Below are 11,616 nucleotides of genomic sequence, written 5' to 3'. Positions count from 1 at the left end.
CTTTTATCGACCTGGTTCGATGGATGTCTCGGGTCAGCGGGGTGGTTTCCACCCTGCTGATCCTGGTTTCCATCCTCGTGGTCTGCCAGATGATCTTCGTCCGCACCGTGCTGGGCGAATCCTCCATCTGGCAAACCGAGTTCGTCACCTTCGGGCTGATCGCGGCCACCTTCGTCGGCGCTCCGTATATTCTGATGACGCATGGCCATGTGAATGTGGATCTGCTGCCGCTGTATCTCAGCCACGCGGCCCGAATCCGGCTGGCCTTGTTTGCCTCCATCATGGCCCTGGGCTTTTGCGTATTGGTAACCTGGAATGGCGCGCATTGGTGGCTGGAAGCCTTTGAAGGCGGCCATGTCACTTCATCCATGTGGCGCGCCCGGCTGTGGATTCCCTATCTCGCCGTACCGGTCGGCATGGGGCTGCTCTGCCTGCAATACGTTGCCGATATTCTTTGCCTGCTGACCGGACGCGGCCTGCCCTTTGGGCTAAAGCCCGAGGATGGTATTTGACATGACACCGCTGCAAACCGGCCTGCTGATCTGCATGGCCACCTTGCTGGTCCTCGGCACCGGCATTCCCATCGCTTTCGGGCTCGGCATTGTCGCCGTGGTATTCCTGATCGTTTTCGACGGCTTCAACAGCATGAACTTCCTGGCCGAGACGCTGTTCTCCGGCCTGAACGATTTTACGCTGGTGTCGATCCCGATGTTCGTGATCATGGGCGCGGCGGTAGCCTCTTCGCGCGCCGGCAGCGATCTTTACGAAGCCCTGGCACGCTGGATGCACAAAGTGCCGGGTTCGCTGGTGATCTCCAATATCGGCGCCTGCGCATTGTTTGCCGCCCTCACCGGCTCCTCGCCCGCCACCTGCGCCGCCATCGGCAAGATGGGCATCCCGGAAATGCGCAAGCGCGGCTATGCCGCCGATCTGGCCACCGGCGCCATCGCGGCAGGCGGCACATTAGGCATTCTGATTCCACCCAGCGTAACCCTGATCCTTTACGGCATCGCCTCGGAAACCTCGATCGGCAAACTGTTTCTGGCCGGCGTGATCCCCGGTCTGCTGCTCACCGGGCTGTTCATGGCCTGGGCCCTGTTCATCTCCTGGAAACGCGGTGAAAAGCTGGTGGACGCAGAGCGCGTCTACAGCCTGGCCGAAAAGCTGGAATTGCTGCCGCGCGTATTGCCTTTCCTGGTGGTAATCGCGGGCGTGGTCTATGCGCTGTATGGCGGCATCGCCACGCCATCTGAAGCCGCCGGCGTGGGCGCCCTGCTTTGCCTGCTGATGGTGGTCGTGGTTTATCGGGTGTGGGATCCGGTGAAGCTGTGGGACATATTGCGCGATGGCATGCGCGAAAGCGGCATGCTGCTGATGATCATCGGCACCTCGATCCTGTTCGGCTATATGATGTCGAGCCTTTACATCACCCAATCCATTGCCGAATGGATCGCCGCGCTGGATATCAACAAATGGGTGTTGATGCTGTTCGTCAACCTGCTGCTGCTGGTAGCCGGCTGTTTCCTGCCGCCGGCCGCCATCATCCTGATGACCACGCCGATCCTGGCGCCGATCATCGCCAATGCGGGATTCGATCCGATCTGGTTCGGCATCATCCTCACCATCAACATGGAAATGGGATTGATCACGCCGCCGGTGGGGCTTAACCTGTTCGTGATCAACGGAATCGCGCCAGACGTAAAGCTGCCGGTGATCCTGAAGGGCGCGCTGCCATTCATGGCCTGCATGGCGCTGGCAATCTTGATACTCTGCTTCTTCCCCGGTCTGGCCACCTGGCTGCCCGAGGTATTGATGGGAACCTGAGCACCGCGTGTCCGTCGGCTACCGCATTCTTGCCTGCACCTGTCTGACCTACGTCATCAGTCAGTTCTACCGCTCGGCAAATGCGGTGATCGGGCCGGACCTGATGCGCGAGTTGCATCTCTCGCCGGAAGACCTGGGCATTCTCACCGGCGCCTTCTTCATCACCTTCTCGGTCAGCCAGATTCCGGTCGGCATCGCCATCGACCGCTGGGGCCCGCGCCGCACCATCCTGGTTACGCTGGCCATCGCCTTCCTGGGCGCCTTGTGGTTCGCCAATGGCGATGGACTGGCGGAACTCACTGCTGCGCGTATCGTATTGGGCTTCGGCTGTGCAGCGCTGCTGATTGCGCCGATGGTGCTGTTCTCGCGCTGGTTCGCGCCGGAAAAATTCGCCACCATTTCCGGCATCCTGATCGCCGTGGGCAGCCTGGGCGTGATCGCCTCCACCATTCCGCTGGCCTGGTTCTCAGCGCAATATGGCTGGCGCAACGCCTTCTATGTCACCGCCGGCATCACTTTGGTGATGGGCGTTGCTTCGTTTTTCGTGCTGCAGGACACGCCGCCCAACGCAAGCACGGCCGGGACCGACCGAGCGAGCGCCAAGCCGGAAACACTGGCCGAGACAATGCGCGGCGTGGCCGAAGCGATCGGGAATCCGAATTTCAAATATCTGTTCGTGATGTTCTTCAACGTCTATGCCACGTTCATCACCATCATGGGCCTGTGGAGTGGCCCCTATCTGCATGATGTGCATGGTCTGGATTCCACGGCGCGGGGCCAGGTGCTGATCTACATGGCCGTGGCATCCGCGCTGAGCTATTTCTTCTGGGGGCCGCTGGATCGCATCTTCAATACGCGGAAATGGATCATCATCCCCTGCACGATCTGCCAGCTGTTTTGCGTGTCGGTCTTGGCAATGCTGCCGGGCCTCGGCCTGCTCGCCGCCACGGTGATCTTCACCATCATGGGAGTGCTGAACGGCATCACCGTGGTGATCTTCGCCCATGGCCGTTCGATCTTTCCGGCCCATATCGCCGGCCGCGGCATGACCGCGCTAAATATCGGCACCATGGGCGGCGCGGCCTTTCAGCAGGTGCTGACCGGCTATCTGATGGGCGCCGTTACCCCCATCGGACTGCAGCCAAACGAATTCGCCTACCGGGTGGTTTTCGGCATTCAGGCGCTGTTGCTGCTGGCTGCCATAGTGTTCTATCTCCGGGTACCCGATGCCAAACCCCACGCGGCAAAGCCATGACGCCACTGCCTGAAAAACCCTTGCCGGTCGAAACCGTTTCGGCAGCCGCCCTGGCGCCGTTCGGCTGGCTGCTGGGCAAGGCCGTGTCTGCCGCCGATGCCGCCGCCGATACCGCTCTGGCCTTCACCAGCCCGGCCACGGATTTCTGGCATGAGCATGGCTTCGATACCGGCCCGGGCGGCGAGACCGACATTCTCTGGGTGGTGTATCGTTCGACCGACCGCACGATCACGGAATGTGAAAAACACAGCCTGACGCAGCAGGCCGTTATCCCGCTGACCGGTGCGATCATACAGATACTGGCATTGCCGGCAGCCGATGGCGGGCCCGACATGACCAGCGCGCGCGCCTTCGTCATTCCGGTCGGCACCGGCATCTGCATGCGGCCGGGCATATGGCACACCACGCGCGTGCCGGTCGAAAGCGCCGATTGCCTGATGCTGAGCCGCCGTTCCACCACTGCCGATCTGGTGCGACATCTGAACACCGGCGCACCCGCCCAAGAAACGCAAATCAGCGCCATTCCGGCGCATGTCCTTTCCTTTCCAAAACCGAAATAGCCAGCCATGACAGAGCTTGCACCTGCGCCCGTACCCAGCCGCTTCAACATCGCCCGCCATTGCCTGGCCGAAAATGCCCGGCTGCGTGGCGACAAAACCGCGATGATCCTGGTGGGCGATGCCGATAAGGCGGGGCATTGGGCTGAAACCCGCATGAGCTTCGCGGAAGTGGACCTGGCGGTGCGCCGCCTGGCCAATGGCCTGCTCAGCCTGGGCCTGCCGCGCGGCTCGCGCATCATGATCCGCATGGCCAACGATGCCGATTACGCCCTCACCTATTTCGCCACCATCGCGGCCGGCCATGTGGCTTTGGCTTCCAGCGCGCAGCTGACGCCGGGCGAAGCCGCTTTCCTGCTGGAGAATTCCGGTGCCGCCGCCGTGGCCGCCTCGGCTGATCTGGCGCGTGACCTGAGCTTGCCGGCCGGCGTTGTGCTGCTGGATCCGCCCACCCTGGCGCGGCTGAAGGCCTTCGACCCGCTGCCCGATTATGCCGATACGGCAGCAAACGATCCGGCTTATCTGGTTTACACTTCGGGCACCACCGGCCGCCCCAAGGGCGTGCTGCATGCCCAGCGCGCCGCCTGGGGCCGCCGCCCGATGTATGCCGGCTGGCTGGGCCTCAGCGAGCATGATGTGCTGCTGCATGCCGGCGCCTTCAACTGGACCTACACTCTGGGCGTCGGCCTGGTAGACCCCTGGGCGATGGGCGCCACCACCGTGCTGTATAACGGTCAGCGCGATATCACGGTATGGCCGCGCCTGATTGCCAAATACCGCGCCACCATCTTTGCCGCCGTGCCGACGCTGTATCGGCAGATCCTGAAATACGGCGAAGTACAGGCGCATGATCTCTCCAGCCTGCGTCATGGCGCCACGGCCGGCGAAGCGTTGCAGCCCGCGCTGCTGGCCGAGTTTCAGGAAACCCTGGGCAAGCCGCTGCTGGAAGCCTTGGGCATGAGCGAGGTATCGACCTACATCTCCACCGGGCCGGGCATGACCATCAAACCCGGCAGCCCCGGCAAGCCGCAGAGCGGGCGGCGCGTGGCCATCCTGCCCGTGGATGCGGCGGCGGAGGGCGGCAACGAGCCGCTGCCTGCCGGCGAGATCGGCCTGCTGGCGGTGCATCGCACAGACCCTTCGCTGATGCTGGGCTATTGGCAGCGGCCAGACGAGGAAGCCCAGGTCTATCGCGGCGAATGGTTCGTGGGCGGCGACCTGGCCGCCATCGATGCCGATGGCTATGTCTGGCATCATGGCCGCAACGACGATGTGATGAATGCCATGGGCTATCGCGTGTCGCCCGCCGAGGTGGAGGCCGCCATCGCCGATCATCCGGCCGTGGCGGAAGTGGGCGTGACCGAACTGCGCGTGCGCGCCGATGTTTCGGTGATCGCCGCTTTCATCGTACCGCGCGAGGATGCCCGCCCGCGCCCATCCGAACTGGATGCTTTTATCCGCGACCGCCTCGCCGCTTACAAATGCCCGCGCGAATGGCGGCTGGTTGCGACCCTGCCGCGCACCGCCAATGGCAAGGTGCAGCGCAAGAAACTCGCCGAGGCGCCGCTGTTATAGATCCTTGTCGGACTGTTGCGGCGGCGGCGCTTCATGGCGCGTGAAGGCGGCTTCATCGGCATCCAGATTCTGTTGGATGCGGGCGCGCGCCTGCTGTTGCAGCGAGATATGGCGGGCTTCGTCGTCGTCCCAATGGGCGTGGATATCCTGCAACAGCCGCAGATTATGCCGGCGGAACGTTTGCGCCCGCTTATGCGCCGCATAGCCGCCGAAGCCAAGCGCGCGCAATGTGGCCTCGCCCAATTTAAGCGCCGAATGGAATGTCTCGCGCTCTATTGCCGGCACCGCGCGATTCATCAACTCCACCGCATGGGTGAGATCGCGGGCGCGGGCCACGATATGCAGGTTGGGAAAATGCCGCTGGGCGATATCCACCAGCAGCAATGATGCCTCCTGGCTATCCAGCGCCACCACCAGAACCTTGGCCTTGGCAGCACCCGCCGCCTCCAGCAGATCGATCCGCGTGGCATCGCCGTAAAACGCCTTGAAGCCGTAAGGCCGCAGGGTTTCGATGGTGACGGGATCATGATCCAGCACCGTGGCGCCGATGCGGTTGGCATAAAGCAGGCGCACGATGATCTGGCCGAAACGACCGAACCCGGCCACGATCACCGGATTGCCTTCGTCTTCCGGCGTATCATGCGGCCGTTGCGGACCCCGTGCCAGGCGCGGCTGGATCAGCCGATCATTCAGCACCAGCAGCAACGGCCCGGCCAGCATGGAAAGCGCGACCGCCACGGTAAGCTGTGCGGCCACTTCATGGGCCATGGCACCGATCTGCCCGGCGGCGCCGAACAGCACGAATGCGAATTCACCGCCCGGCGCCAGCAGAAACACGAACAACGCCGCCTGCCCGCCCGGCACCTTGCCGAACCGCGCCAACGCCACCAGCACCAAGGCCTTGGCCAGCAACAAAGCCAGCAGCAGGCCCAGGATGGTAGCCGGTTGGCTGAGCAGCAGACCCACATCCACCGACATGCCCACCGATGTGAAGAACAAGCCGAGCAGCAGGCCCTTGAACGGCTCGATATCGCTTTCCAGTTCGTGGCGGTATTCGCTTTCCGCCAGCAGCACGCCGGCAATGAACGTGCCCAGCGCCATCGACAGGCCGGCGAATTGCATCAGCACCGCAATACCTACAACGATCAACAACGCGGCCGCCGTGAAGATTTCGCGCATGCCGGTGGCGGCAATGAACCGGAAAAGCGGCCGGGTGAGATAACGCCCGCCCAGCACCACCGCGCCAATCACCAGCAACGCCAGTATCACCGCCTTGATGCCGCCTTCGGCATCCGTAGCGGCGCTACGCCCGGCCAGCAGCGGCAGCACCGCCAGCATGGGGATCACCGCGATGTCCTGAAACAGCAGGATGGAGAATGTGGCACGCCCGCCATCGGTGCCCAGCAGGTGGCGTTCGGTCAGCGGTTGCAAGGCAATGGCGGTGGAAGACAACGCCAATCCCAGCCCTGCCACCAGCGCCGTGCTCCAATGCCAGCCGAAAACCGTGCCTATAACACCGATCAGCACAGCACAGCCTGCCACCTGCGCGCCGCCGAGGCCAAAGATCGGCATTCGCATCTGCCACAGCCGTCGCGGTTCCAGTTCCAGTCCGATCAGGAACAGCAGCAACACCACGCCGAATTCGGAGAAATGCAGGATCGATTGCACATCGGTGATCAAGCGCAATCCCCAGGGACCGATGATCAATCCGGCGGCGAGATAGCCGATCACCGATCCCAGCCCAAGCCGCTTGGCAACCGGCACCGCCACCACCGCAGCGCCCAGATAGATCAGCGCATTGACCAGCAGGCCATCCTGCACCACAGCCATCTAGACGCCTCCATCCGATGAAGCCGCGATATTTGGCCGCGCGTAATCCCGCAGCCAGTTGCGATACGCGGCGGCATGGGCCATCACTTCATCGCTGCTGCGGGTATTCGCATCGTCGAAAAACAGCGGTGCGCGGTAGGTCATGCCGCAAAGCTGCGCCGTACGCGTGAAAGGCAGCAGCAGCGCCGGCAAGTCGTGGCCATCGAAACCTTCCGGCCCATAGCCGTCGGCGGCACTGCTGGCGGAAACCACCTGCACCAGTTCCTTGCCCTGCAAGCTGCCGCCGCCGGGCCCATAGGCCCAGCCATAGCGCAGCACGCTGTCGATCCATTCTTTCAACAGCGCCGGGCAGCTATACCAATAGAGCGGATGCTGCAGCACGATCACATCATGCTCCAGCAAAGCCGCCTGCTCATGCTCCACGTCGATATCGAATTCGGGATAGAGGTCGTAGAGATCATGCACCCGCACATGCGGCAGATCGGCAATCGCCCGGCGCATGGCCACATTCACCCGCGAGGCATGCGGATAAGGATGGGCAAACAGCACCAGGATTTTGGGTTGCGGCGGCAGGGGCGCAATCACGCCCGACCTCACTCGACGACTGGCAGGATCGCGCCCGTGGTATCGGCTTCGGTCATGTCGGCATTGGCCAGCTTGGCTTCGCTGAGATTGGCGTTGCACAGCCGTGCGCGGGTGAGCCTGGCATCAATCAGGTTGGCGCCCTTGAGCACGGCTTCGGAAAAATCCGCCTCGGTGCAATCGGCTGCCGCCAGGCTGGCCGACCAGTAACGGCCGATCGGCTTGCCATCCGGCCCGCGCAGCGGCACCTGGCCCAAGGTGGCGCGGTGCAGCACGGTTTTCTGCATGATGGCGCGCGCGAGATTGACTCCGTTCATCAGCGCACCGGCCAGATTGGCGCCGCTGAGATCGGCTTCGGAAAGATCGGTCATCACCAGGGTGGCATTGCTCAGCTTGGCGCCGGAAAGCTTGGCGCCTTTCAGGTTGGCGCCTGACAAATCCTTGCCCGACAGATCGATGCGCTCCATCGCCACGCCAGACAGATCGGCCCGGGTGCCTTCCTGGCCATCGCTTTTGATCCAGCGTTCATGGTCCTGCAGGATGCTGGCCACCGAACTGCCGAAGCTTTCCACATCCACGAACATCTCGGCGCCGGCGAAATTGGCGGTCTCGATATCCACATCCTCGAGCACCGCGCCCTTGAGATCGGCGCCCTCGAAATTGGCCCCCTCGATCAACGCAAGCGACAGATCGGCGCCGCGCAAGGACGCCCCGGACAGATTGGCGCCGGCCAGGTTGGCCTTGCGCAGCATGACCTTCGACATATTGGCCTTGCTGAGATTGGCGCCGGAGAGATTCACGCCGGTCATGTTCGAGCCGGTGAGATTGGAGCCACGCAGATTGGCTTCCGACAGATCGGCGCCCGACGTGTTGGCCTTCGGCTTCTTGCCATCGGCATTGGGCGCACCGAAGCCCACTCCATCCTCGGATGCCTGCATCAGCGCGCCGCCGCGAAAATCCACGCCCAGCAGGCGGGCGCCGGCCAGTTGCGAACCGCGCAAGCTGGCGCCGCGCAGATCGGCCTTGGACAGATCGGCGCGCGACAGGTCGGCACGCTCCAGATTGGCGGCGAACAGATCGGCTTCGGACAGGTTTACATCGGCCAGCACGGCGCGGGAGAGATTGGCGCCAGACAGTTTGGCGGCCCGCAGGTCGGCACCGGAAAAATCGTAGCCTTGCAAATCAGCCAGCGACAAATTGAGCCGCGCGCCGCGGGGACGTTTGGCGAGCCATTCCCGATGGAGCGCCAACATCCGTTCGACTTCCATCGGATTCATGCGACTCTATCATCCCCCAGCCAACCGGCTATTTCAGCCGGCGGGCAGATTAACCCCTTACATCATATTAGTGTTTTTCCGCTGCCACGCAATCTCCGCAGCCTGCTCCGGTTGCCGGAGACAGGCCGTCCGAGAAAACTCCATGAAAAGAAACAACCTCCGGGCATAAGCTTGAGCCGCTGTTGCCGCCACGGAACGCCCGCTGCCGCCTATCTGCGCTTGCCGCGCCGGGGCGCAGTGGGAGTATCCTGGCAGAGGCCGCCCGGCAGCCGCCGAGTCGGCCCCCGCCCCGAACCACAGACCGAATCTGCTCAATAATCATAATTGGGGGTTTCCAATGACGACCGCACCCGACAGCAAAGGCATCCTCACCACCTGGACCGAAAAGACCGGCAGCGTGATCGCGCCGGAAGAACGCCTGCCCTGGCCGCAAACCATCGTGGCCGGCCTGCAGCATGTGGTAGCCATGTTCGGCGCCACCGCCCTGGCACCGATCCTGATGGGCTTCGACCCCAATGTGTCGATCCTGTTTTCCGGCATCGGCACGCTGATCTTTTTCGTCATCACCGGCGGAAGGCTGCCCAGCTATCTGGGCTCCAGCTTCTCCTTCATCGCCGTGGTGATCGCAGCCTCCGCCTATGCCGGCTCGGGCCCCAACGGCAATATCGGCGTGGCGCTGGGCGGCATCATCGCCGCCGGCGCGCTGTATGCCGTGATCGGCCTGGTGGTGATGTTCGCCGGCCATGCCTGGATCGAAAAGCTGATGCCGCCTGTCGTCACCGGCGCCATCGTGGCGGTGATCGGGCTCAACCTGGCGCCCATCGCCGTGAAGGGCGTCAGCGGCTCGGGCTTTGCCAGCTTCATCGGCCTGCTCACCGTGGTGGCGGTGGGCATCGTGGCGGTGGCAGCCCCCGGCAGCCTGCGCCGCCTGCCGATCCTGATCGGCGGCCTGATCGCCTATCTGGCCTATGTGCTGCTGGCCAACGGCATGGGCATGGACAAGCCGGTGGATTTCTCCGGCGTGGCCAATGCCGCCTGGTTCGGGATGCCGAATTTCACCAGCCCGGTTTTCCAACCGGCGGCGATGGCGCTGATCGCCCCGGTGGCGATCATCCTGGTGGCGGAAAATCTCGGCCATGTGAAGGCCATCGGCGTGATGACCGGGCGCAATCTCGATCCGCTGCTCGGCCGCGCCTTTCTGGGCGACGGCATCGCCACCATGCTGTCGGGCGCCGGCGGCGGCACCGGCATGACCACCTATGCCGAAAACATGGGCGTGATGGCGGTGACGAAAAACTTCTCGACCGCCTTGTTCGTGGTGGCCGCGCTGTTCGCCCTGGTGCTGGGCTTCTCGCCGAAATTCGGCGCGCTGATCGGCACCATCCCCGGCCCGGTGCTGGGCGGTTTGTCGCTGGTGGTGTTCGGCCTGATCGCCGCCACGGCCGGCCGCATCTGGGTGGAGAACCGCGTGGACTTTTCCAGCGCCCGCAACCTCGTCACCGTCGGCGTCACGCTCACCGTGGGCGCCGGCGACCTGGCGCTGAAATTCGGCGGCTTCACCTTGGGCGGCATCGGCACAGCCACCTTCGGCTGCATCATCCTGTATCACCTGCTGGCCGGACTGGAACGGACAGAAGCGTGAGGCTGGACTGAAAACGCACCGCCCCGGGTAAGGAGCCCGGGGCGGATACATTTCAGTAAAAAATGAAAACGTTAGCAGCAGTGAGTATATCTCAAGTAAGATCACGCGAAATAAGATACGAAGAGTGATTTAATGACAAACAATAAGAATTTTCTTTAGGGAAATAAGGGGATCAGGTACCATGACCAGCGAGAATGATAAAAGAACCATAACTTTTATTGCGGCTCCAGGTATCGAGCAAAAATTTGACACTGTTCAGTCTTTAAAAGCTTTTTTCAAAAAAGAATGGGATGAACATTGGGAACCAATTTTATTACCTGGCTTTTTTAACGGTTTAAATCAATCCATTGTGAATAGGTTATACGAGACTCAAGCGTATTTGCTCGATGGGCTCAAACCTAATTACGATAAGATTCAAGCATTGGATGAAAATTCGTCTAATGATGACATCAATAAAATTTTTGATTTTTTTTCATCAGACAGGCAAAATTTCCGTGGATTAGTGAGTTTGAATCCCGACGACGCTACAATTTTATCATTTAAAAATTCAAATAAAATTGCTGCGTTAATGGGGGTAGTTATACGAACAAAAGGATATCTGCGGAACACTCTAAGAAGAATTAACCAAGAGGATGTTGTTAGGGAATGCTTCAAAGGCATTGCTGAATTTTCGGCATCAATAAATACAACACCTATCTTTCAACAAGTTTGGGAAAGTTTATTCACTCTTGCGGACCAAGAGCGATCAATAGTTAAGTCGGACGTAGAAAGTTGGATTTCAAAAATTCAAAAGCAGCATGACGCGTTTACCGAAGCATTAAACCTAGCATATGAAAATTTCCATAAAAGCAGAGAAACACAAAACAAACAAAACCAACTTCTAAATGAAGTCATGCAAAATCATACGCTAGCACTCAATGAAATTACTGCAAAATATAATGAACATATGAAGCTTGAAGCGCCAGTAACATATTGGATGGCAAAAGTAGATGAACTCAAAAAAACGAGAGACGATGCTTTCAAGCAATTTAGAAATACTGCCATATACGTTGCAATTATCGCAGCAGCTTTAAC

The 11,616-nt window shown here is 61.0% G+C and carries 10 protein-coding genes; 7 read left to right on the top strand and 3 right to left on the bottom strand.

The window, feature by feature from the left end:
- Window positions 1–23 precede the first annotated feature (23 nt).
- The 5 genes from KF827_RS05415 to KF827_RS05395 are packed head-to-tail and all read left to right on the top strand — an operon-like array spanning window position 24 to window position 5,211.
- Window positions 24–512, top strand: a complete 489-nt coding sequence (locus KF827_RS05415) for a TRAP transporter small permease (protein WP_291001475.1) — start codon at window positions 24–26, stop codon at window positions 510–512.
- 1 nt (window position 513) lies between these two features.
- Entirely contained in the window at window positions 514–1,824 is a 1,311-nt protein-coding gene (locus KF827_RS05410; protein WP_291001472.1) for a TRAP transporter large permease, read from the top strand.
- Window positions 1,825–1,831: 7 nt separating this feature from the next.
- Window positions 1,832–3,079, top strand: a complete 1,248-nt coding sequence (locus tag KF827_RS05405; protein WP_291001469.1) for an MFS transporter — start codon at window positions 1,832–1,834, stop codon at window positions 3,077–3,079.
- Window positions 3,076–3,639: an ureidoglycolate lyase gene (locus KF827_RS05400; protein WP_291001466.1), complete on the top strand. Its 564-nt coding sequence runs from the start codon at window positions 3,076–3,078 to the stop codon at window positions 3,637–3,639. The genes KF827_RS05405 and KF827_RS05400 overlap by 4 nt, the downstream gene beginning before the upstream one ends.
- A 6-nt stretch (window positions 3,640–3,645) precedes the next feature.
- Window positions 3,646–5,211: an acyl-CoA synthetase gene (locus KF827_RS05395; protein WP_291001463.1), complete on the top strand. Its 1,566-nt coding sequence runs from the start codon at window positions 3,646–3,648 to the stop codon at window positions 5,209–5,211.
- Here KF827_RS05395 and kefC read toward each other — a convergent pair.
- The 3 genes from kefC to KF827_RS05380 are packed head-to-tail and all read right to left on the bottom strand — an operon-like array spanning window position 5,206 to window position 8,900.
- Window positions 5,206–7,041, bottom strand: coding sequence for a glutathione-regulated potassium-efflux system protein KefC (gene kefC, locus KF827_RS05390; protein WP_291001460.1), 1,836 nt, complete (start codon window positions 7,039–7,041; stop codon window positions 5,206–5,208). The genes KF827_RS05395 and kefC overlap by 6 nt on opposite strands.
- Window positions 7,042–7,626 (bottom strand): NAD(P)H-dependent oxidoreductase, encoded by a 585-nt coding sequence (locus tag KF827_RS05385; protein WP_291001457.1) that lies wholly within the window; start codon window positions 7,624–7,626, stop codon window positions 7,042–7,044.
- 8 nt (window positions 7,627–7,634) lie between these two features.
- Window positions 7,635–8,900, bottom strand: a complete 1,266-nt coding sequence (locus KF827_RS05380) for a pentapeptide repeat-containing protein (RefSeq protein WP_291001455.1) — start codon at window positions 8,898–8,900, stop codon at window positions 7,635–7,637.
- Between the two features lie 337 nt (window positions 8,901–9,237).
- Between KF827_RS05380 and KF827_RS05375 the strand changes: the two genes are divergently transcribed.
- Entirely contained in the window at window positions 9,238–10,542 is a 1,305-nt protein-coding gene (locus KF827_RS05375) for a solute carrier family 23 protein (RefSeq protein WP_291001452.1), read from the top strand.
- Between the two features lie 181 nt (window positions 10,543–10,723).
- On the top strand, window positions 10,724–11,616 hold an 893-nt coding region (locus KF827_RS05370; protein ID WP_291001449.1), incomplete at its 3' end, for a hypothetical protein.

Origin of the sequence: Ferrovibrio sp., from assembly GCF_019636075.1 — a bacterium.
Taxonomy (GTDB): Bacteria; Pseudomonadota; Alphaproteobacteria; order Ferrovibrionales; family Ferrovibrionaceae; genus Ferrovibrio.
This window is presented reverse-complemented; position numbering and strand designations above follow the sequence as displayed.